The sequence below is a fragment of the Plantibacter sp. T3 genome (assembly GCF_902506515.1).
Taxonomy (GTDB): Bacteria; Actinomycetota; Actinomycetes; order Actinomycetales; family Microbacteriaceae; genus Plantibacter; species Plantibacter auratus.
In genome coordinates this window covers 2,929,353-2,950,359 of the sequence record NZ_LR733286.1, presented here as the reverse complement: position 1 = coordinate 2,950,359, position 21,007 = coordinate 2,929,353, and the positions used below count along the sequence as shown (strand labels likewise).

Annotated in this window: 20 protein-coding genes; 9 read left to right on the top strand and 11 right to left on the bottom strand. The window is 69.5% G+C overall.

Translation table 11 applies throughout. The features are described from left to right. Positions 1-68: 68 nt before the first annotated feature. From GV015_RS14030 to GV015_RS14020, 3 genes are all read left to right on the top strand, one after another. A complete protein-coding gene (locus GV015_RS14030; RefSeq protein WP_079706039.1) occupies positions 69-1,049 on the top strand; it encodes a Ku protein in 981 nt (326 codons plus the stop codon). Between the two features lie 32 nt (positions 1,050-1,081). Continuing rightward, positions 1,082-1,564, top strand: coding sequence for a VOC family protein (locus tag GV015_RS14025; RefSeq protein WP_371416572.1), 483 nt, complete (start codon positions 1,082-1,084; stop codon positions 1,562-1,564). A 91-nt stretch (positions 1,565-1,655) separates the two neighbouring features. Next, a complete protein-coding gene (locus GV015_RS14020; protein ID WP_159878886.1) occupies positions 1,656-3,839 on the top strand; it encodes an ATP-dependent DNA helicase RecQ in 2,184 nt (727 codons plus the stop codon). Positions 3,840-3,846: 7 nt separating this feature from the next. Here GV015_RS14020 and GV015_RS14015 read toward each other — a convergent pair whose 3' ends face one another. From GV015_RS14015 to GV015_RS13985, 7 genes are all read right to left on the bottom strand, one after another. Next, on the bottom strand, positions 3,847-5,349 hold the full coding sequence (locus GV015_RS14015; protein WP_256377216.1) for an MFS transporter: 1,503 nt from the start codon (positions 5,347-5,349) through the stop codon (positions 3,847-3,849). Positions 5,350-5,463: 114 nt separating this feature from the next. Continuing rightward, positions 5,464-6,225, bottom strand: a complete 762-nt coding sequence (locus tag GV015_RS14010; RefSeq protein ID WP_159880301.1) for an ABC transporter ATP-binding protein — start codon at positions 6,223-6,225, stop codon at positions 5,464-5,466. A 17-nt stretch (positions 6,226-6,242) separates the two neighbouring features. Further along, the gene (locus tag GV015_RS14005; protein WP_079706034.1) at positions 6,243-7,064 is read right to left on the bottom strand and encodes an ABC transporter ATP-binding protein; all 822 of its coding nucleotides are present in this window, start codon (positions 7,062-7,064) and stop codon (positions 6,243-6,245) included. Next, complete coding sequence (locus GV015_RS14000; protein ID WP_159878884.1) at positions 7,061-7,927, bottom strand: ABC transporter permease; 867 nt, start codon at positions 7,925-7,927, stop codon at positions 7,061-7,063. The genes GV015_RS14005 and GV015_RS14000 overlap by 4 nt, the downstream gene beginning before the upstream one ends. Beyond that, complete coding sequence (locus GV015_RS13995) at positions 7,924-8,892, bottom strand: ABC transporter permease (protein ID WP_079706032.1); 969 nt, start codon at positions 8,890-8,892, stop codon at positions 7,924-7,926. Before GV015_RS13995 ends, GV015_RS14000 begins: the two co-directional genes overlap by 4 nt. A gap of 62 nt (positions 8,893-8,954) precedes the next feature. Further along, positions 8,955-10,448 carry an ABC transporter substrate-binding protein gene (locus GV015_RS13990; protein ID WP_191941141.1) on the bottom strand — a complete coding sequence of 498 codons (1,494 nt, stop codon included), beginning with the start codon at positions 10,446-10,448 and terminating at the stop codon, positions 8,955-8,957. 50 nt (positions 10,449-10,498) lie between these two features. Next, a complete protein-coding gene (locus tag GV015_RS13985; RefSeq protein WP_079706031.1) occupies positions 10,499-11,263 on the bottom strand; it encodes a DUF1684 domain-containing protein in 765 nt (254 codons plus the stop codon). A 150-nt stretch (positions 11,264-11,413) separates the two neighbouring features. Here GV015_RS13985 and GV015_RS13980 point away from each other — a divergent pair, with 150 nt between their 5' ends. Next, complete coding sequence (locus GV015_RS13980; RefSeq protein WP_086473201.1) at positions 11,414-11,878, top strand: N-acetyltransferase; 465 nt, start codon at positions 11,414-11,416, stop codon at positions 11,876-11,878. Here the strand turns inward: GV015_RS13980 and GV015_RS13975 are convergent. From GV015_RS13975 to GV015_RS13965, 3 genes are all read right to left on the bottom strand, one after another. Continuing rightward, entirely contained in the window at positions 11,875-12,621 is a 747-nt protein-coding gene (locus GV015_RS13975; protein WP_082916274.1) for a GTP pyrophosphokinase family protein, read from the bottom strand. The genes GV015_RS13980 and GV015_RS13975 overlap by 4 nt on opposite strands. A gap of 111 nt (positions 12,622-12,732) precedes the next feature. Continuing rightward, a complete protein-coding gene (locus GV015_RS13970; RefSeq protein WP_159878882.1) occupies positions 12,733-13,188 on the bottom strand; it encodes a VanZ family protein in 456 nt (151 codons plus the stop codon). Between the two features lie 97 nt (positions 13,189-13,285). Further along, positions 13,286-13,657: an RNA-binding S4 domain-containing protein gene (locus GV015_RS13965; RefSeq protein ID WP_079706027.1), complete on the bottom strand. Its 372-nt coding sequence runs from the start codon at positions 13,655-13,657 to the stop codon at positions 13,286-13,288. A 38-nt stretch (positions 13,658-13,695) separates the two neighbouring features. On the opposite strand from GV015_RS13965, the gene GV015_RS13960 reads away from it, so the two are divergent. From GV015_RS13960 to GV015_RS13945, 4 genes are all read left to right on the top strand, one after another. After that, complete coding sequence (locus tag GV015_RS13960; protein ID WP_079706026.1) at positions 13,696-14,394, top strand: CDP-alcohol phosphatidyltransferase family protein; 699 nt, start codon at positions 13,696-13,698, stop codon at positions 14,392-14,394. After that, a complete protein-coding gene (locus GV015_RS13955; RefSeq protein WP_086473205.1) occupies positions 14,387-14,908 on the top strand; it encodes an FHA domain-containing protein in 522 nt (173 codons plus the stop codon). The genes GV015_RS13960 and GV015_RS13955 overlap by 8 nt, the downstream gene beginning before the upstream one ends. Continuing rightward, positions 14,908-15,612 carry a MerR family transcriptional regulator gene (locus tag GV015_RS13950; protein ID WP_079706024.1) on the top strand — a complete coding sequence of 235 codons (705 nt, stop codon included), beginning with the start codon at positions 14,908-14,910 and terminating at the stop codon, positions 15,610-15,612. Before GV015_RS13955 ends, GV015_RS13950 begins: the two co-directional genes overlap by 1 nt. A 202-nt stretch (positions 15,613-15,814) precedes the next feature. Next, entirely contained in the window at positions 15,815-16,363 is a 549-nt protein-coding gene (locus GV015_RS13945) for a MerR family transcriptional regulator (RefSeq protein ID WP_064297014.1), read from the top strand. 213 nt (positions 16,364-16,576) lie between these two features. On the opposite strand, the gene GV015_RS13940 is transcribed toward GV015_RS13945, so the two are convergent. Then, on the bottom strand, positions 16,577-17,443 hold the full coding sequence (locus GV015_RS13940) for a ParA family protein (RefSeq protein WP_079002579.1): 867 nt from the start codon (positions 17,441-17,443) through the stop codon (positions 16,577-16,579). A 73-nt stretch (positions 17,444-17,516) separates the two neighbouring features. Between GV015_RS13940 and GV015_RS13935 the strand changes: the two genes are divergently transcribed. After that, positions 17,517-20,924, top strand: coding sequence for a pyruvate carboxylase (locus GV015_RS13935; protein WP_159878880.1), 3,408 nt, complete (start codon positions 17,517-17,519; stop codon positions 20,922-20,924). Positions 20,925-21,007: the final 83 nt, after the last annotated feature.

Genomic DNA, 21,007 nt, shown 5'->3' with positions numbered 1-21,007 from the left:
ACGATGTTCCGGGTGTCTACTGGTCACCACGACAGCGCGGGAGGATCCGCCCGCGGACGGGAGCGGTCATGCGCGCGATCTGGAAGGGTGCGGTCACCTTCGGTCTGGTGAACGTCCCGGTGAAGGTGTACAGCGCCACGGAGGACCACGACCTGTCGTTGCACCAGGTCCACGACGCCGACGGCGGGCGCATCCGGTACCAGCGCAAGTGCGAGGTCTGCGGGAAGGTCGTCAGCTACGACCACATCGACAAGGCCTACCAGGACGGCGAGCAGACGGTGGTCCTCACCGCCGACGACCTGGCGTCGCTCCCCGAGGAACGCAGCCGCGAGATCGAGGTCGTCGAGTTCGTGCCGAGCGACGACCTCGACCCGATCATGTTCGACCGCAGCTACTTCCTCGAACCGGACTCGTCCTCGTCGAAGGCCTACGTCCTCCTCCGGCGGACGCTCGAGGAGACCGACCGCACGGCCATCGTGCGGTTCGCCCTCCGCCAGAAGACGCGTCTCGGTGCCCTCCGGGTGCGCGAGGACGTCATCCTCCTGCAGACGCTGCTCTGGGAGGACGAGGTCCGCGAGGTGCGGTTCCCGGCCCTCGAGGAACGCGTCCGCATCTCCGCCAAGGAACTCGAGATGTCGGAGGCGCTCGTCGAGTCCTTCTCCTCCCGCTTCCGCCCGGACGCGTTCGTCGACGAATACCAGGCACAGCTCCGGAAGCTCATCGACGCGAAACTCGAGCAGGGCGACGCACTCGACACCGCCGCCACCTTCGGCGAGCAGCCCGAACCCGACGACGACACGGGCGCCGAGCCGATCGACCTCATGGAGGTGCTGCAACGCAGCATCGAACGGCAACGTGGTACGACCGGCGCGAAGACGGCGAGTGGAGCGAAGCGATCCGGCGCCGCCAAGCCCGCCGCGACGAGCAGCTCGGCGAAGACCGGTACCGCGAAGACGGGTACCGCCAAGACGAGTGGCGCGAAGACCGCTACCGCCAAGACCGCGGCGTCGAAACCGTCGACCGCGACGAAACGCAAGAAGAGCGCCTGAGCGACGACGCCCGGGCTGAGAGGGAGCACGACATGATGGAGCACCGCGTCACCCCGTTCCTCTGGTACGACTCGCAAGCCGAGGAGGCGGCGACCTTCTACGTGTCACTGTTCCCCGACTCCCGGATCACCTCGGTGAGCCGCTACCCGGAGGGCGGACCCATGCCGGCCGGCCAGGCGATGGTCGTCGAGTTCGAGCTCGAGGGACTCCCCGTCAGCGCGATGAACGCCGGGCCCATCTTCTCGTTCACCGAGGCGTTCTCCTTCTCCGTCAGAGCCGACACCCAGGACGAGATCGACCGGCTCTGGGACGCCCTCATCGCCGACGGCGGCGCCCCGAGCCAATGCGGCTGGCTCAAGGACCGCTGGGGACTGTCCTGGCAGATCGTGCCAGGCATCCTCGCCGAACTGCAGAACGACCCCGACCGGGAACGCGCGGCACGGGCCATGCAATGCATGATGGGGCAGACCAAGTTCGTCATCGCCGAACTCGTCGCCGCAGCGGACGGTCGATAGCGGCTCCTCCACAACCGACCAACCGACGGGACACCGCCCCTCCGAGACGCCGACGCAGTCCACCGTCAGCAGCTCCTGACAGACTTGCCGCATGTCCCACCCCAGCGCGCCCACCCCCGCCCACCCCGAACCGACCCCCACCGGATCGGTCGCCGAGGCGACGGCGGCGCTCGCCGCACTCACGGGCGTTCCGGGGGCCACGTTCCACGACGGTCAACTCGAAGCGATCCTCGCGCTCGTCGACGAACATCGTCGTGCGCTCGTCGTCCAGCGCACCGGTTGGGGCAAGTCCGCCGTCTACTTCATCGCGACCGCCCTCCTGCGCCGACGGGGCGGCGGGCCGACGCTGCTGGTCTCGCCGTTGCTCGCGCTCATGCGCGACCAGGTGGCGGCCGCCGAGCGCGCCGGCGTGCGCGCTGTGGCGATCAACTCGGCGAACGCACACGAATGGGACGACGTCCGGGCGCGCCTGGAGGCCGACGAGGTCGACGTCCTGCTCGTGTCACCCGAGCGGCTCAACAATCCACGCTTCCGCGATGAACAGCTCCCGACCCTCGTGGCCCGCACGGGCATGCTGGTGGTGGACGAGGCGCACTGCATCTCCGACTGGGGACACGACTTCCGACCCGATTACCGGCGGCTCGCCGAACTGATCGGACGCCTCCCGGCCGAGGTCCCGGTCCTGGCGACCACCGCGACGGCCAACGCGCGCGTCGTCCGCGACATCGCCGAGCAGCTCACCGCACCCGGCGCCGCAGGATCCCACGGAGCCGAGGTGCTCACCATCCGCGGCTCGCTCGCGAGGGCGTCCCTCCGGCTCGGCGTGCTCCGGCTGCCGGAGTCCCGGGACCGCCTCACCTGGCTGCTCAGCCACCTCGGCGGGCTCACCGGGTCCGGCATCATCTACACGCTCACGGTGTCCGCCGCGGAGGACACCGCGCGGCTGCTGCGCGAGGCCGGTCACGAGGTCCGGGCCTACACGGGCCGGACCGATCCCGATGAACGCGAGGAGTCGGAGCGGCTCCTCAAGGAGAACCGCTTGAAGGCGCTGGTCGCGACGAGCGCGCTCGGCATGGGGTTCGACAAACCGGACCTCGGGTTCGTCGTGCATCTCGGCGCTCCGTCCTCGCCGGTCGCGTACTACCAGCAGGTCGGTCGCGCCGGCCGCGCCACCGAGCATGCCGACGTCCTGCTCCTGCCCGGGGCGGAGGACGAGGAGATCTGGCAGTACTTCGCGACCGCGTCGATGCCGGACGAAGCGCGGGCCACCGCGGTGCTCGACGCACTCGACAGTCAGCCGCGGTCCACGCCCGCGCTCGAGGCGCTCGTCAACCTGCGTCGCACACCCCTCGAGCTCCTCCTCAAGGTGCTCGACGTCGACGGCGCGGTGCAGCGGGTGGCCGGGGGATGGGTGTCGACCGGGCAGCCGTGGGTCTACGACCGGGAGCGGTACCGGCGGATCGCCGAGGCCAGGGTGGCGGAGCAACAGGCGATGCTGGCTTACGAGCGGGGCGACGAGTGCAGGATGCTCGTGCTGCAACGTGAGCTCGACGACGCGAGCGCGGTGCCCTGTGGCCGGTGCGACCGCTGCGCCGGGCCGTGGTTCCCCACCGAACTCGACAGTGCGGCGGCCGCCTCCGCGTCGGAAGCGCTCGGTCGGGTCGGCGTGGAGCTCGAACCGCGGGCGCAGTGGCCCACGGGAGCCGACCGCCTCGGCGTCACCGCCGACGGCGCAGCGGTGAAGGGACGCATTGCGCTCGACGACCGCCTCGAGGCCGGGCGTGCGCTCGCTCGGCTCACCGACCTCGGCTGGGGTGGTGTGCTGCGTGAGCTCTTCGCCGCGGGTGCACCCGACGCTCCCGCCTCCCGCGCGGTCATCGACGCGAGTGTCCGCGTCCTGGCGGATTGGCCGTGGACGCAACGGCCGGCCGCCGTGGTCAGTGTGCCGTCACGGTCGCGTCCGCAGCTCGTCGACTCGGTGGCGAGGGGCATCGCGTCGCTCGGGCGACTGCCGTACCTCGGGGAGCTCGACCTCGTCGGCGACGGCCCGCGCGGTGGTCCCGGCGGCAACAGCGCCTACCGTCTGGCGGGCGTCTGGGACGCCTTCACCGTCGGATCCGAACTCCGGGCGCAGCTCGCAGCGCTCGAGGGCGCGCCGGTGCTGCTCGTCGACGACCGGGCCGACAGTCGGTGGACCCTCACCGTCGCCGGTCGCGCGCTCCGCCGCGCCGGATCCGGCCCGGTCCTCCCGTTCGCGCTCGGGATCGTGGGCTAATCGACGGTCAGCCCTCGTGGAGGCTGGAGCGGGTGTCCTTGGCCAGGTGCCGCGGCAGCAGGATCGTGCAGACGAGTCCGACGACGGCTGCTGCAGCGCAGATCGCGAAGCTCAGGCGGAAGGCGTCCGCACTGGGTGTCGTGACAACTCCGTCGGTGACGACCTGGGAGGCCAGGATGGCGCCGATCACCGCACTCGCGATCGTGGAACCGAGCGTCCGCATCACGGAGTTGAGTCCGTTGGACGCTGCCGTCTCGCTGGGCGGGACGGCACCCATGATGAGCGTCGGCATGGCGGCGTAGGCGAACCCCACCCCGAAGCCGACCGCGGTGGCTGTGAGCACGGTGTGCCAGACCTCGGTCATGAGTCCGATCGCGATCGCGTAGCCGACCGCGATGATCGTGATGCCGATCAGCAGGCTCAACCGGGCGCCCTTGGCCGCGGTCAGTCGAGCGGCGACCGGCGACATCGCCCACATGATGAGACCGCTGGGCATGAGGCAGAGGCTCGCGATGAGCATGTTTTGCCCGAGACCGACCCCGGTGCCGACCGGCGCCTCGAGGATGCCCGGGAGGACGACCGTGCTGCCGAAGAAGGCGAAGCCGACCGTGATGGATGCGAGGTTCGTGAAGAGCACCGTCCGCCTGGCGGCGATGCGCAGGTCGACGAGCGGGCTGGAGGACCGCACCTCGAACCACCCCCAGAGCAGGAGCACGACGACGCCGCCGATCAAGCAGCTGAGGGTCCCGACGCTCGTCCAACCCCACTCGTTGCCTTTCGAGACGGCGAGGAGGATCGGGACGAGGCCGGCGGCGAGACCGATCGCGCCGATCCAGTCGAAACCGCCTTCGCTCCGGAGGGTGCTCACCGGGACGAAGCGCGCGACGAGGACGAAGCCGATGAGCCCGAGTGCACCCGCGACCCAGAACAGCACATGCCAGTCCAGGTACTGCGAGATCACGGCGGAGATCGGGAGACCGACGGCACCACCGATGCCGAGGGTGGCACTCACGAGCGCGACCGCGGGGCCGAGCCGCTTCGCGTGGAGCACGTCGCGCAGGATGCTGATGCCGAGCGGGATCACGCCCATCGCCATCCCCTGGAGGGCACGGGCGACGATGAGCGGGACGATCGTGGACGAGAAGGCGGCGAGCACCGATCCGGCCATCATGATCCCGAGCAGGATGAGCACCATCCGTCGTTTGCCGTAGAGGTCGCCGAGCCGACCGGCGATCGGGGTCGCGACCGCGGCCGACAGGAGCGTGGCCGTCACGACCCACATGCTGTCGGAGGCGTGCACGCCGAGGATCGTGGGAAGCGTCGGCACGAGTGGGGTGACGAGCGTCATCATGAACGCCGCGACGAGACCGGTGAACGCGAGGCTCGTGACGACCGCCCGCTCCGGAAGTGGTTTGCGGAGTGCCGCCCGCTCCTCGTCGCTGAGCCAGGGGCGCTCGGCCCCAGGCTGGTCCTCGTCGTGGTCGTCGGGCTGCGCTGAATCCTGCGTCACGGGTCCTGTTCCTGTGGAGAGTCGATGCGGCCGAGGCCACTCGGAGTCGAACACCGTCCGCCGGCGCCGTATTCCCGGCTCGGCCGGGCCGATGGCGTCGGCCTCGTCGTCGACTCAGCGCGGGAGGCGGGGGATCGCCGCGATGAGCTGCTTCGTGTAGGCCTCGGCGGGATCGTGGAGGACCTGCGCGGTGGCGCCGGCCTCGACGACCTGCCCGTGTCGGAGGACCATCGTGCGTTCACACAGCGCGGCCACCGTGCCGAGGTCGTGCGAGACCATTACGAGCGCCAGACCGTTCGAGGCCCGCAGCTCGGCGAGGAGCTCGATGATCTGGATCCGGGTGCTCATGTCGAGGGCACTGACGGGCTCGTCGGCGAGGAGGAGCCGGGGGTTCGGGACGATCGCGCGGGCGATGGCGATCCGCTGCCGCTGGCCGCCCGAGAACTCGTGCGGGAACCGCGACGCCGCGTCGGCGGGCAGTCCCACCGCCTCGAGTGCCTCGGTCGCGCGGACGGTCGCCTGCTCGGTGGTCGCCAGACGGAGGGATCGCAGCGGTTCGGCCACGATGCGCCCGATGCGCTGCCGAGGATCGAGCGAGGAGTACGGATCCTGGAAGACGGCCTGCACCGATGCGCGGAACCGACGGACCCGTGTCCGATCGCGGGGGTCCAGTGCGCCACCGTCGAACCGGACCGAGCCCGTGGTCGGCCGGTCGAGGCCGAGCAGCAGCCGGAGGAGGGTGCTCTTACCGGCGCCGGACTGACCGACGATCCCGACGGCCTCTCCTGCGCCGACGGCCAGCGACACGTCGGCCAGGGCCTCCTGACCGCCGCGGTACCGGAAACCGACCGCATCCAGCTCGAGGATCGGCGTCATCGTGATCGGTGCATCGGTCATCGTGGGTCCTCCAGCGCGTCGTCGAGCGCGCGTGCGCTGGTGACCAGACGACGGGTGTCCTCGTGCTGCGGTGCCGTCAGCACCTGCGCCACCGCGCCGCGTTCCACGGCCCGACCCTCGCTCAGCACGACGACCTCGTCGACCATGGTCGACACGACGGCGAGGTCGTGACTGATGAACAGGAGCGCCATGCCGCGTTCCCGGACGAGCCGGTCGATGAGCGCGAGCACCTCCGCCTGGACGGTCACGTCGAGCGCCGTCGTCGGCTCGTCCGCGATGAGGAGCTGCGGGCGACCGGCGAGCGCGATGGCGATCGCGATGCGCTGCCGCTGCCCGCCGGACAGCTCGTGGGGGTAGGAGGCGGCGATGCGCGCAGTGTCGGTGAGGGACACCTCGACGAGGGCTGCTTCGACGGCCTCCTTGAGCCGTTCGCCCCGGAGTCCCAGATGGCGACGCAGGGGCTCGGCGAGCTGGGCGCCGACCCGCATGAGCGGGTCGAGTGCGGTCAGCGGCTCCTGGAAGACGAGTCCGGCAACCCGACCGCGGAGTGGCCGCAGCGCGCGGTCCGGGGCACCGATCACCTGGGTGCCGGCCAGTTCGACGCTGCCGCTCGCGCTCAGCTGTTCGCCGAGCAGCCCGATCACCGCGAGGGAGGTCAAGGACTTCCCGGACCCGGAACCGCCGATGAGTCCGAGGCGACCCCCGGCGGCGATGGTCAGGTCCAGCCCGTCGAGGAGCGGCTGGTCAGCGCCGTCGGGAGCACCGCGCCGGACGCCTCGGGTGATGGTCAGTCCGGAGATGTCGAGGAGATCGCTCATGCGCCGCGCCTCCTCGTCGGATCGCCGAGGTCCCGCAGGCCGTCCGCGATGAAGTTCACGCCCACCACGAGCATCACCACGGCGACACCCGGAGCGATCGCGCCGACCGGTGCCGTCGTGACGGTGGCCTGGGCCTCCTGCAGCAGGCGTCCCCAGGAGGCGTTCGGCGGTGGCGCGCCGAGGCCGAGGTACGACAGGCTCGCTTCGGCGAGGACGGCGATGCCGAACTGCAGCGCGAGGTTGACGCTCAGGGTGGGCCAGATGTTCGGGAGCACATGCTGGCCGATGACACCGGCCCAGCTCGTCCCGGCAGTCCTGGCCGCGACCACGTACTGCTCGCTGAGGACCCGCTTCGTGAGGATCCGGGTCAGGCGGGCCACGATGGCCGACATGGCGAGTCCGATCGCGATGATGGCGGTGCCGAGTGACGCGCCCTGGGCTGCCACGATGAGCATGGCGAGCAGGAGCACCGGGAAGGCGATCACGACGTCGAGCGCGGCGGAGATCGTGTCGTCCAGCCAGGCCGACGCGAAGGCCGCAGCGAGTCCCACGGCGATACCGATGACCGCGCCGACCGCGACGGCCCCCGCCCCGGTCGCGAGCGCGATGCGCGCACCGATCATGAGCTGGGTCATCAAATCGCGACCGAGCTTGTCCGTACCGAGCCAGTGGGTGCCGGTCGGGCCTTCGAGACGACCGCCGGAGGTGTCCGTGGGGGCGAAGGGCAACCACACGAGCGAGACGGCCGCCAGGACGGCGATGACGCCGACGAGGACGAGTCCGACGGTCAGCGTCGCGGACCGGGCGCGGCGCCGCACCGGGCGTCGGTCGGCGAGCGCGGTCTGGGCGTCGACGGCGCTCATCGGAGCCCGTTCCCCGAGATCGAAGTGCGCAGACGCGGATCGATGAGCCGCTGCGCGATGTCGGCGACGAAACCCGTCAGGAGGACGACGAGGGTCGAGACGAGGAGGATGCCCTGGATGTTCGGGTAGTCGTGCTGCTGGATCGCCGTCAGGAGCATCGACCCGAGGCCGGGCAGGCTGAAGACGCTCTCGACCACGACGGCGCCGAGGAAGGTGGTGGCGAGCTCGATGCCGAGGATCGCCACGACGGGCACCGCGGCGTTCCGGGCGCCGTGTCGGAGCAGGGCCTCACCGAAGCCGGCTCCCTGCGCCCGTGCCGAGCGCAGATAGTCGCTCCCGACCACGTCGAGCGTGGCGGAGCGGACGTATCGGGTGATCGACGCACTCATGACGATGGCGATGGTGATGACCGGGAGGGCGAGGCTCGTGAGTGCCGCGGCAGGATCTGCCCAGTCGTCGCGAGGGAAGCCGCCGGACGGGAACAGTCGGAGCGTCACCGCGAACACGCTGACGAGCAGGATGCCGACCCAGAACACCGGCACGGCGATCCCGAGCTGCGAGAGGCCGGACAACGCGATGCCGTACCAGCGGTCGGCCCGGAGTGCGGACACGACACCGGCCACGAGGGCGAGCACCACGGCGAGGAGGAACGCGAGGAGCGTCAGCGGCACGGTGACCTGGAGGCGCGACGCGATCTCGGGTCCGACCGGGAGCGAGCTCACGAACGAGGAACCGAGGTCGAGGGTGAGGACACCGCCGAACCAGGCGGCGAACTGCTCGCCGAGCGGCCGGTCGGCTCCCACCTGCTCGCGCGCCGCGTCGATCTGCTCCTGCGTGGCGTTCACCGAGAGCAGGGCGTTCGACGGGTCGCCCGGCAGCAGCCGGAGCAGCACGAACAGCACCGTCATGGCGACGAGGAACGACACCACGAGGAACGCGGATCGGCGCAGCAGGTAAGCGAGCATGGTGGACCTCAGCGTAGCGAGGCCCGGGCCGACCGGGCGGTGCCGGTCGGCCCGGGCGACGACTACTTGCGGACGATGTCCGCCACGAAGAACTGCGAGTTCAGGCCGTTGACGCCGTACCCCGAGACGTCGCTCGCGGCGACGACGATCTGCGGGTAGAGGTAGAGCCACACGCTCGCCGCGTCCTCGGCGATCTGCTCGTTGACGAGCTTCAGCTTCGCCGTCTGCTCCTCGGTGGTCGTCGCCTGCTCAGCCTCCGACACCCACTGGGTCACCTCGGGGTTGTCGTAGCCCCAGTAGAAGTCCGGGTTGCCGTACCAGACGACGTCGCGGTCGTTCACGTGCTCCTGGAGGGTCGCCTGGAAGTCGCGTTCCTTGAACACCTTCGAGTACCACTCGTCCGCGCTGATCGTGTTGATCTCGACCGTGATGCCGACCTTCGCGAGTTCACTCTGGAGGAACTCGGCGACGGCCGGGTGCGGGTCGTAGCTCGGGGTGTCGAGGGTGAAGGTGAAGCCGTCGGCGAAGCCCGCTTCGGCGAGCTGCTGCTTGGCGAGCTCGGGGTCGTACGGGTTCACCTGCGTGAGGTCCTCGTACCAGGGGTCCGTCGGCGGGACCATCGACCCGATGAGCGTGCCGTAGTCGCCCCAGATCGACGAGAGCAGCTTCTTGGTGTCGATCGCGGAGTACACGGCCTTGCGGACGAGCGCCTGGTCGAACGGGGCGACCCGGTCGTTGAAGGCGAGCAGCTCCTTCGTCGTGGAGTCGCCGTCGGAGACGACGTAGTCCGCGTTGTCGGTGAACTGGCTCAGCTGGTCGGGGCTCTGCACGCTCGTGATGATGTCGATCTGCTTCGTGACGAGCGCATTGCTGAGCGCGGTCGCGTCGGTGAAGTAGGTGAAGACCACCTCCGCGTTCTTGGCGGGCTCACCCCAGTAGTCGTCCCAGCGCTCGAGGCTCAGGGTGCTGCCGCGCTTCCAGTCGCCGAGCGTGTACGGACCCGTGCCGTCCTCGGTGGTCTTGAGGTCCTTCGCCGCGTCGTTGACGATCCAGACGTAGCTCAGGTTGTAGATGAAGGAGATGGAGCGCTCGGAGAGGGTGATGACGACGGTCTTGTCGTCGGGGGTCGCGATGCCGGAGATCACCGCGAAGCTGCTCTTCCGTGCCGACTGCGAGTCCTCGGCGGTCACGGCTTCGATGCTCGACTTCACGTCCGCCGAGGTGAGCGGGTCGCCGGAGTGGAAGGTGACGCCGTCCTTGAGGGTGAAGGTGTACGTCAGGCCGTCGTCGCTCACCGTGCTGTCGGCGGCGAGCACCGGTTCGACCTCGCCGTCGTCCGTGAGGCGGTACAGGCCCTCGTACACGTTGCCGGTGAAGGCCTCCGTGACGCCCTGGCCGCCGCCGCCGGTGTTGCTGAGGTTCTGCGGCTCGTAGAGCGAGCCGACGGCGATGGTCGCGTCGTCGCCCGTCGCCGAGCTGCCACCACCACCGGCGCAGCCGGCGAGGGCGACGGCGGCGGCGACGGACAGGGCGACGAGCCCGATGGTTCTCTTCACGGATACTCCTGTGGTGTGGGGGTGCTGGTGCAGGTGTGGGGTGCTGGGGGTCAGACGGCGTAGAGGTCGAAGCCTTCGCGGAACCGGACGATCCGTTCTCCGGCGAGGACGTCTCCGGCGAACCGGTTCTGCGGCGGCGGCATCGGACAGTTGTACTGCACGGAGAAGCCGCAGGGCGGCACGAACGCGCGGTTGAAGTCGAGGACGACCTCGCCCGCCGTGCCGAAGCCGCCGTCGTCGGTCCGCTGCACGAACAGGAACCGGCCGGCGCCGTAGGTGCCCGACTCGTCATCGCGCCCGTTCGTCGCGTCGCCGAACACGAGGAGGAGCGTGCCGCCGTCGTCGAAGGCGCTCATCGTGTACTCGACGCCGTCCCGCGTGAACACGATGTCGCCGGGGACGACGAGCTCCCGTGATCCGCCATTGTCTCGGATGTGCTCGAACGGGACGGTCCGCGAGCCGTCGACGGGCGTGAACCGCGCCGTCTGGACCCAGGCGGGGTCGTACGGGAAGACCTCGATGCCGTCGAACGCGCGGATGGCGGGTGCGTTCGCGTCCCATCGGCGGATGCCGACCTCGTCCTGGCCCGTGTCGAGGTGGGTGCGGCGGAGCGTCGTCACCGTGACGCCGCTCGGCTGCTCGGCGGCGATGGCGGCTGCGGCTGCATCGACGGTGGCTGGCGTCTCCTCCGCGAGCCACCGCGTCTCGACGAGGGCGAGGTTGCCGAGCGGCGCGGTCACGGCGGCTCGACGCTCCTCGCGCCAGGCGTCGTGCTCGGCGATCGCGTTCGGCTGCGGGGCGGTGTGGATCGGCATGTCTCGATTCTCCGGATGACGGCGGGCGGGTCCCAATCGTGTGTCCTTCGGAGTCCAGCTCGTTTCGGGCGGGAACTATTCCCGAGCCCGGCGACGACCCTGCGCGGGACGGCGAGCGACCGGGTCGCGACGGTCTGGGAGGATGTCCTCATGAACGCCACGCTCGTCCGCATGCCCGCCGATCGACTGCGGGGGTGGATGCTCGCCGCGAACGCGCAGTACCGCCTCGAACGCATCGAGGCGGGGGAGACCGAGGCAGAGGCGACGGCGAAGGCTGCACAGTCCCTCGCCGAGACGTTCCCGGCCGGCCGACTCCAGGTCGGACACCTCGTCTTCGAGGTGGTCCTCGACGAAGCCGCAGTCGGCGTGCTCTGGATCGGACCGCGGAGCACGAGCCACCCGGACGAGTGGTGGGTCTGGGACGTGGAGATCGACGAGTCGTTCCGCGGGCGTGGGCTCGGCCGGCAGGCCATGCAGCTCGCCGAGACGGCGGCCAAGGAGCAGGGCGCGAAGACGCTCGGGCTGAACGTCTTCGGATTCAACCGGATCGCGCGCGGCCTGTACGAGTCGCTCGGCTACGAGACGATGGCCGTGCAGATGCGCAAGGCGCTCTAACGCGGGTCCAGCCCGTCGATCAGCTCGGTCATGACCCGGTCGGCGAGTGACGGAGGCTTCGGGTGCCCGTCGGCGGTGGTCCGCGAGGTCGTCGCCCGGTCGAGCGCGAGGACCTCACCGTGGAGGTGCTCCATCTTCGCGTCGAGCCTGGAGGCAGCCTCGGCGGCGTGCTTGAGCTCGGCGAGCAGGCTGTCCGGCACGGCCTTGTCGTACTTGTAGTAGATCTTGTGTTCGAGGCTCGCCCAGAAGTCCATGGCGATCGTCCGGAACTGGATCTCGACGGGCACCTGCACGACGCCGTCGGACATGAACACCGGAACCTCGACGATCACGTGGAGGCTCTGGTACCCGTTCGGCTTCGGGTTCGCGATGTAGTCCTTGACCTTCACCACGGTGATGTCCTGCTGGCTCGTCAGGAGTTCGAACACCTTGTACGTGTCGGAGATGAAGCTGCAGGTGACGCGGATGCCCGCGATGTCCGTGATGTGTTCGCGGATGTCGTCGATGTCCTGCCCGTACTGCTTGCGCTCGATCTTGCCGATGATGCTCTCCGGCGACTTCAACCGCGAGCTGATGTGCTCGATCGGGTTGTAGTCGTGGATCTGCGTGAACTCCTCCTTGAGGATGTTGAGCTTCGTGGTGATCTCGTCGATGCCGAACTTGTACAGCATCATGAACCGCGTGAACTCGTCCTTGAGGCGCTTCAGCTCCTCGAGGTTGTCCGACGACGTTGGTCCGGTCATGGGCGTGCGCTCCAGCTCTGTCTCCGACGGGCCGACGGCCCGCTCGCACTCTACTGAAGCGGCCTTGGAACGCCTCTCAGCCTCCTGTGAATCAGGACCGTCGCGAGCAGTTCAGTGCTGCAGGGCCGCGCGGCGACGTGACGAGGCCTGGAGCCGGCGGGCGCGCCCGGCGGTCAGCATCAGGCCGAGGACGACCCCGGCGACGGCCCCGGACGTGTTCGCGAGGAGGTCGCGGGGATCGCTCACGCGTCCGGGGATCGCGAGTTGCGCGGCCTCGATGCCGACCGTCAGCGCGGCTGCGACGAGGATGGCGAGCCACCAGCGCCGCCGTCCGAGCAGGAGCAGGAAGAAGACGCCGATCGGGACGAACATGGCGATGTTCGCTCCGAATTCGAGGCGCTCGTAAGTGACCCACGCCGTCGACTCCCACCGGGCGAGGAGGTCGACGAGTCGGTACACGAGGGACTCGGTCCGGCCGTCGAAGGGCCGTGGGCCGAGGGTGATGGCCGCCACGAGCGCGAGGTACACCACGGTGAGGGTGCTGAGCACGGGATGGCGGCGGAACATCGGCCCAGCATGCCCGAGCCACCTTGGCGGCGCTTGAGTGTTCCCTGGACGGGGACGATGCGTCGCCGATGAGGCCGGTCGGGTCGTCAGCAGCGCGTCAGCGCCCTCGCAACCGCTCGATGTCGCGTCGTTCACGCTTCGTCGGTCGACCGGCGCCCCGGTCTCGGACGGCCACGACCTGCCGTTCCGCCGGCGTCGGCAGCGGGGGAGAGCGGTCGATGAGACATTCCGCCGCGACGTCCGCCCCGACCCGTTTCGCGATGAGGCGTCGGACCTCCACGACCCGGTCGAAGCCCGCCACGCGGAGTCGGACCTCGTCGCCGATCCTGACGGCCTGTGCCGGCTTCGCCCGCTCGCCGTTGACCCGGACGTGGCCGGCTCGGCAGGCGGTCGCGCCGGCCGAGCGGGTCTTCGTCAGCCGCACCGCCCAGATCCATGCGTCGACGCGCACGCTCGACGGGCTGTCCATCCTCCGATGGTAGAGCAGCCCATCGGTAGACTCGACCCGTGACTGACGGGGCGGGGCGCGGGGTTCGACGGACCGGTGAAGACCGCGTCGTCACCCTCCCCAATGCACTCAGCGTCTTCCGGATCCTCCTCGTCCCGGTCTTCCTGATCCTCCTCGTGCAGGGGCAGGACCTGTTGGCTCTCGCGACGCTCGCGTTCTCGGGCGTCACCGACCTCCTCGACGGGTGGATCGCGCGACGGTTCGACCAGATGACGAAGCTCGGTCGACAACTCGATCCGGCCGCCGATCGCCTCTACATCCTCGCAGCGTTGATCGGTCTCGCGGCCCGCGGACTCATCCCGTGGTGGTTGCTCATCGTCGTCTTCGCCCGCGACCTGCTACTCGTCGGGCTCGCCGTCGTCCTCCACCGGTCCGGTACGGGCGTGCTCCCGGTCATCCGCGTGGGGAAGTGGGGCACGGCTCTCCTCTTCATCGGGCTCCCGGTCCTCATGCTCGGTCAGGCGTTCCCAGCCGTCGCGATGATCGCGACGCCGCTCGGTTGGGTGTCGGTGATCGCCGGAGCGACGCTCTACTGGTGGGCCGGCATCCTCTACCTGCTGCAGACCGTGCGCATCTCGGGGGATGCCCGTTCGAAGCAGCGGGAACGGGCCCGATCCGACGGATCACCCTCGACCGGGCGGCTCGACAGTGACGCCACATCGGATACGCTTGACGGAGAGGAGGTCGACGGTGGCTGAGCACGATGAGAAGTATCCCGCGACCGGGGCGTACACGCCGGGAGCTGTCGATGACGGTGCCCCGACGAGCGGCTCGGGCGATCGGGAAGTCGACACGACACTCACCTTCGGTGAAGACCTCGGAGCGGCCCTCGCGGCGATCGACTCCGACGTCACCGCTGAGGAGCACGAGGCGATCGCGGCCCTTCCGTCCGGTTCAGCGCTGCTGATCGTCCGTCGTGGTCCGAACGCCGGTGCGCGGTTCCTCCTCGACGCCGACGTCACCACCGTCGGACGTCACCCCGAGGCCGACATCTTCCTCGACGACGTCACGGTGTCGCGTCGGCACACCGAGTTCCACCGTCACGGGACCGCGTTCGAGATCCGCGATCTCAACTCCCTGAACGGCACGTACTTCGACGGTGTCCGCATCGACAAGGCGATCCTGCGCGACGCCGCCGAGGTGCAGATCGGCAAGTTCCGCCTCACCTTCTACGCGTCGCGGATCGACCTCGCCTCCCAGCTGGGAAGCTAGTGGCGGCAGCCAGCGCGAACGCGCGAAGCGACGGTGCTCCGCTGCTGAGCATCGGGCAGGTCCTCGCACGCCTCACTCCGGAGTTCCCCGAGCTGAGCAATTCGAAGCTCCGGTTCCTCGAGGAGCAGGGGCTGGTGTCCCCGGCACGGACGAAGTCGGGGTACCGGAAGTTCTCGAGCGATGACCTCGAACGCCTGCGGCTGATCCTGTCGATGCAGCGAGATCACTACTTCCCCCTCAAGGTCATCCGCACCTACCTCGTCGAGGTCGACGCGGGACGGTCGCCGCTGTTCCCTGGCAGTGGGCAAGCCGTCGGCGCGCCGTCGATCCACCCCGGGGTCCGCAGATTCTCGCGGAACGAGCTGATCCGCGAAGCCGGCGCCACCCCGATGCTCTTCAACGACGCCGTGAGCGCGTCGCTGATCCTGCCCGCCGAGAACTACGGCGAGGACGTCGCGTCCCTCCTGCGGATCCTCGTGGAGCTGCAGCGCTCCGGCATCGAACCACGGCACCTCCGCGGGTTCCGCGCCTCGATCGAGCGCGAGGTCGGGCTCATCGAGAGCGCGTTGAGCGCCGTCGCCAAGCGGAACGACGCCGCCGGCCGGGCACGTACCGCCGACCGGGCGCTGGAGATCGCCGCACAGCTCGAGGGTGTGCGGTCGAACCTCGTCCGCTCGGCACTCGAGCGACACCAATCCTCCTGATCGACCTCCCAGGGCGTAGACTGCCCTCATCCATCACGGCCAGGTCACAGTTCGATCACTCGTCACGACACGCCGTCCGTTTCGAACGGATGTCGCAGCGTTGACCGGGGCGGATCGGTAGCGTGGTGGGAGTGGTCAAGCCGGCTCGACGCCCCCGTCGAGACCGTACCGACCGTGCAGCGAACATCGAGGAGAAGCAGACATGAGTGAACTCAGTCGCGACGGGGCGTCACGGTACGGTGACCTCGGGCTGCTGTTCACCGACGGGCTTCCAGAACTCGAAGAGGGCCAGGGCTACCGCGGAGCGGTCGCCGCCCGTGCAGCCGGCATCAGCTACCGCCAGCTCGACTACTGGGCCCGGACGGGTCTGGTCGAGCCCACCGTCCGCGGTGCATCCGGATCCGGAACGCAGCGTCTCTACGGCTTCCGCGACATCCTCGTCCTCAAGCTCGTCAAGCGCCTGCTCGACACGGGCATCTCCCTGCAGCAGATCCGCACGGCAGTCGACCAGCTCCGCGAAGCGGGCATCGTCGACCTCGCCCAGACCACGCTCATGAGCGACGGCGCCAGTGTCTACCTCTGCACCTCGAACGACGAGGTCATCGACCTCGTCAGCCGCGGACAGGGCGTCTTCGGCATCGCCGTCGGCAAGGTGCTGCGCGAGGTGGAGTCCACGCTCATCGAGTTCGACGCACAGTCGGCCGACCCCATGGACGAGCTCGCAGCACGTCGCTCCGCTCGCAGCGCCTGACCCGAGCCGAAGGCGCCGGTCCCTGAGTCTGTCGAAGGGCTCACCGACGCGCGCCACACGTTCCCTGAGCGCGCATCCCGGGGTACTGGGTGTTCCTGCCGGTCCTGGAGCTCCGGCCGGTCCATGAGCGCGCCTGCCGGTCCCTGAGCCTGTCGAAGGGCGACCCGAGCGAGCGCGTGGTCCGTGAGCCGACCGAACGGTCTCGCCGCGACCTCAGCTGTCGGTGGAGGGTGCCTCGACGGCAGCGGGACTCGTGACGGCAGCCGGCTCCGGGGGAGCGCCGTCGGCGTACTCGCCGACGCGGCCCGTGCGCAACACGCGGTCGAGGAGCGAGTCGAAGTTCTTCGCCATCTCCTGCGCCGTGTCACCCGGCCACACGTGGACGGGCTTGGCGGCACCCTGAGCCTGCTGGAGTGACGTGCGCTCCAGCAGCTGCGGGTTGAGGATGAGGGGACCGAACATGTCGCGCAGTTCCTTGATGCGGAACTGGTGCTCCATCGACTGCGGACGCACCCGGTTGACGATGATGCCGAGCGGCTGCAGCCGGGGGCTCAGCCCACGACGGATCTCCTCGACGGCGCGGAGGGCACGGTCGGCTGCGGAGACCGAGAACAGGCCCGGCTCCGTGACGACGGCGACGCGATCGCTCGCCGCCCAGGCGGTGCGGGTGAGCGCGTTGAGCGAGGGGGCGCTGTCGATGAGCACGAGGTCGTACTCCTCCTCGACGTGCGCGAGTGCCTCTTCCAGGCGCCAGATGTCGCGGATGCTGGGGTGCGGGCCGTCGAAGTTGATCGCAGACGGGCTGCCGATCATGACGTCCATCTTGCCCGGGTGGATCTTCGTCCAGCCGCTCGCCACGATCGCCTGCTCGACGATCTTCTTCTTCGGCGAGGTCAGCACATCCGTCACCGTGAGGTGCCCTGCGACGTCGACGGCCATGCCGGTCGAGACGTCGGATTGGGGGTCGAGATCCACGACCAGCGTGCGGATGTCCTTCGAGAACGCGGCGGAAGCCAGGCCAAGGGTGACGGTGGTCTTGCCGACGCCCCCCTTCAGGGAGCTAACGCTGAGTACATGCACAAGGCTCAACGTTACCGTGACTAGGCTAGGGAATCTCAACGTTTGCTGAGTTGGCTGTTGTGGGAAGGGTTCCATGTTCAGGAAGATTCTTGTCGCCAATCGCGGAGAGATCGCCATCCGGGCGTTCCGTGCCGCGTACGAGCTGGGGGCGAAGACGGTTGCGGTGTTCCCCTATGAGGACCGCAACTCGATGCATCGGCTGAAGGCCGATGAGGCTTACCAGATCGGCACGGAGGGTCATCCGGTGCGTGCCTACCTCGACGTCTCGGAGATCATCCGCGTCGCGAAGGAGTCGGGCGCCGACGCGATCTACCCCGGGTACGGCTTCCTCTCCGAGAATCCGGAACTGGCCGAGGCCGCTCGAGCCGCCGGCATCACCTTCATCGGTCCGCCGTCCTCCGTCCTGGAGATGGCCGGCAACAAGGTGACCGCGAAGGAGCACGCCATCGCGGCCGGGGTCCCGGTCCTGAAGTCCACGCCGGCCAGCCGCGACATCGAAGAGTTGCTCGCCGGTGCCGCCGACATCGGGTTCCCGATCTTCGCAAAGGCGGTCGCCGGTGGTGGTGGACGAGGCATGCGCCGCGTCGACAACGCCGAGGACCTCCGCGGCGCCCTCGAGGCCGCCATGCGTGAGGCGGACAGCGCCTTCGGCGACCCGACGATGTTCCTCGAGCAGGCCGTCGTCCGCCCCCGGCACATCGAGGTCCAGATCCTGGCGAGCGCCGACGGCGAGACCATCCACCTCTTCGAGCGCGACTGCTCGGTGCAGCGCCGGCACCAGAAGGTCGTCGAGATCGCGCCGGCCCCGAACCTCGACGAGGACACTCGTCAGGCCATGTACCGCGATGCCATCGCGTTCGCCAAGTCGATCGGCTACGTCAACGCCGGGACGGTCGAGTTCCTCCTCGACACCGCGGGGGAGCGGGCCGGACAGCACGTGTTCATCGAGATGAACCCGCGTATCCAGGTCGAGCACACCGTGACCGAGGAGGTCACCGACGTCGACCTCGTCCAGTCGCAGATGCGCATCGCCGCCGGCGAGTCGCTCGGCGACCTCGGCCTCACGCAGGAGTCCCTGCACCTCCGCGGCTTCGCGCTCCAGTGCCGCATCACCACCGAGGACCCCACGGCTGGCTTCCGTCCAGACACCGGGAAGATCACGACCTACCGCTCTCCGGGCGGTGGCGGCATCCGACTCGACGGCGGCACGGTCGCCTCCGGTGCACAGATCAGTCCCCACTTCGACTCGATGCTCGCGAAGCTCACCTGCCGTGGGCGCACCTTCGAGGCGGCCGTCACGCGAGCCAAGCGCGCCCTCGCCGAGTTCCGCATCCGCGGCGTCTCCACGAACATCCCATTCCTGCAGGCGGTCCTCGAGGACGCCTCGTTCGTGGCCGGCGACCTCAGCACCTCCTTCATCGACGAGCGTCCGCAGCTCCTGCGCGGGCACGTCTCGAAGGACCGCGGGACGAAGATCGTCAACTGGCTCGCCGACGTCACGGTCAACCAGCCCAACGGGTCGCGTCCGTCCGGCGCGGACCCGGTCGACAAGCTGCCCGCGATCGACATCACCACCGACGCGCCGGCCGGCTCGCGTCAGCGACTGCTCGAGCTCGGCCCGAAGGGCTTCGCTGACGCCCTCCGCGCTCAGACCGCCCTCGCCGTGACCGAGACCACCTTCCGCGACGCCCACCAGTCGCTCTTGGCCACGCGCGTCCGGACGAAGGACCTCCTGGCGGTCGCACCGTTCGTCTCCCGGCTCACCCCCGAACTGCTGTCCGTCGAGGCCTGGGGTGGCGCGACGTACGACGTGGCCCTCCGCTTCCTCGGTGAGGAGCCGTGGGAGCGACTGGCCTCGCTGCGGCAGGCGATGCCGAACATCGCGATCCAGATGCTGCTGCGCGGCCGGAACACCGTCGGCTACACGCCGTATCCCACGGAGGTGACGAACGCCTTCGTGCGGGAGGCCGCCGACACCGGGATCGACATCTTCCGGATCTTCGACGCCCTCAACGACGTGTCGCAGATGCGCCCCGCCATCGATGCGGTCCTGGAGACGGGGACGACCGTCGCGGAGGTCGCCGTCTGCTACACCGGTGACCTGCTGAACCCGGCCGAGGGCCTCTACACCCTCGACTACTACCTCCGTCTCGCCGAGAAGATCGTCGAGTCCGGTGCCCACGTGCTCGCCATCAAGGACATGGCGGGGCTCCTCCGTCCGTCCGCGGCGGCCAAGCTCGTCGCGGCGTTCCGCGAGCGGTTCGACCTGCCGGTCCACGTGCACACGCACGACACCCCCGGTGGACAGTTGGCGACCCTCCTCGCGGCGAGCAACGCGGGCGCCGACGCCGTCGATGTCGCGAGCGCGCCGATGGCCGGCACGACGAGTCAGCCGTCCGCGTCCTCGCTGGTCGCCGCGCTGGCCCACACGGAGCGCGACACCGGCATCTCCCTGCAGGGGATCGCCGACCTCGAGCCCTACTGGGAGGCCGTCCGCGCGATGTACCGGCCGTTCGAGTCAGGACTCGCGGGCCCGACCGGTCGCGTGTACACGCACGAGATCCCGGGCGGTCAGCTGTCGAACCTCCGCCAGCAGGCGATCGCCCTGGGACTCGCAGACCACTTCGAGCTCATCGAGGACATGTACGCGGCCTCCAACAAGATCCTCGGTCGGGTGCCCAAGGTGACCCCGTCGAGCAAGGTCGTCGGCGACCTCGCGCTCCACCTCGCCGCCGTCAAGGCGGACCCGGCCGACTTCGAGGCCAACCCCGACAAGTACGACGTCCCGGACTCCGTCGTGGGGTTCATGGCGGGCGAACTCGGGGAACTCCCGGGCGGATGGCCAGAGCCGTTCCGCTCGAAGGTCCTCGCCGGTCGTTCGGTCGACATCGGGATCACGCCGATCTCCGCTGAAGATCAGGCCTCGCTCGACGGCGAGTCCGCCGAGCGCCGCTCGACCCTCAACCGGTTGTTGTTCCCGGCGCCGACCAAGCAGTTCGAGCAGCAGCGCGACCTGTACGGCGACCTCTCCGTCGTCGACACCGCCGACTACCTGTACGGCCTCGAGCCGGGCATGGAGCACGTCGTCGAGATCGACAAGGGCGTCCGGCTGTTCGTCGGGCTCGAAGCGATCGGTGCGGCCGACGAGAAGGGCATGCGCACCGTCATGGCGACCCTCAACGGTCAGCTGCGTCCCGTGTTCGTCCGCGACCGCAGCATAGAGGTCGACTCCCGCGCGGCCGAGAAGGCCGACACCTCCGTCCCCGGTCAGGTGGCCGCGCCGTTCTCCGGCGTCGTGACCGTCAAGGTCGCCGTCGGCGATCGCGTCGAGGCCGGCCAGCCGGTCGCCTCGATCGAGGCCATGAAGATGGAGGCGGCGATCACGACCGCCGTCGCCGGCGTCGTCGAGCGCCTCGCCATCCCGGCGACCCAGCAGGTCGAGGCGGGCGACCTGCTCGTCGTCGTGAAGCCGAGCGCCTGACCCTCCCGAGACCGGCCGCGTCCCTCCTCGAGGTGACGCGGCCGGTCTCCGCGTCCACCACACCTGTCCCGCCCGGAAGGATC

Excerpts from the sequence above, each read along its gene's own strand:
- GV015_RS14010 (WP_159880301.1), bottom strand. The coding sequence starts at position 6,225 with ATGACGCCGATCCTCGAGCTGGATGCGGTCGGTTTCCGGTACCGCGGC.
- GV015_RS14020 (WP_159878886.1), top strand. The coding sequence starts at position 1,656 with ATGTCCCACCCCAGCGCGCCCACCCCCGCCCACCCCGAACCGACCCCC.
- GV015_RS13935 (WP_159878880.1), top strand. The coding sequence starts at position 17,517 with ATGTTCAGGAAGATTCTTGTCGCCAATCGCGGAGAGATCGCCATCCGG.
- GV015_RS13995 (WP_079706032.1), bottom strand. The coding sequence starts at position 8,892 with ATGCTCGCTTACCTGCTGCGCCGATCCGCGTTCCTCGTGGTGTCGTTC.
- GV015_RS14025 (WP_371416572.1), top strand. The coding sequence starts at position 1,082 with ATGATGGAGCACCGCGTCACCCCGTTCCTCTGGTACGACTCGCAAGCC.
- GV015_RS14000 (WP_159878884.1), bottom strand. The coding sequence starts at position 7,927 with ATGAGCGCCGTCGACGCCCAGACCGCGCTCGCCGACCGACGCCCGGTG.
- GV015_RS14005 (WP_079706034.1), bottom strand. The coding sequence starts at position 7,064 with ATGAGCGATCTCCTCGACATCTCCGGACTGACCATCACCCGAGGCGTC.
- GV015_RS13945 (WP_064297014.1), top strand. The coding sequence starts at position 15,815 with ATGAGTGAACTCAGTCGCGACGGGGCGTCACGGTACGGTGACCTCGGG.
- GV015_RS13980 (WP_086473201.1), top strand. The coding sequence starts at position 11,414 with ATGAACGCCACGCTCGTCCGCATGCCCGCCGATCGACTGCGGGGGTGG.
- GV015_RS13970 (WP_159878882.1), bottom strand. The coding sequence starts at position 13,188 with ATGTTCCGCCGCCATCCCGTGCTCAGCACCCTCACCGTGGTGTACCTC.
- GV015_RS13965 (WP_079706027.1), bottom strand. The coding sequence starts at position 13,657 with ATGGACAGCCCGTCGAGCGTGCGCGTCGACGCATGGATCTGGGCGGTG.
- GV015_RS14030 (WP_079706039.1), top strand. The coding sequence starts at position 69 with ATGCGCGCGATCTGGAAGGGTGCGGTCACCTTCGGTCTGGTGAACGTC.
- GV015_RS13985 (WP_079706031.1), bottom strand. The coding sequence starts at position 11,263 with ATGCCGATCCACACCGCCCCGCAGCCGAACGCGATCGCCGAGCACGAC.
- GV015_RS13975 (WP_082916274.1), bottom strand. The coding sequence starts at position 12,621 with ATGACCGGACCAACGTCGTCGGACAACCTCGAGGAGCTGAAGCGCCTC.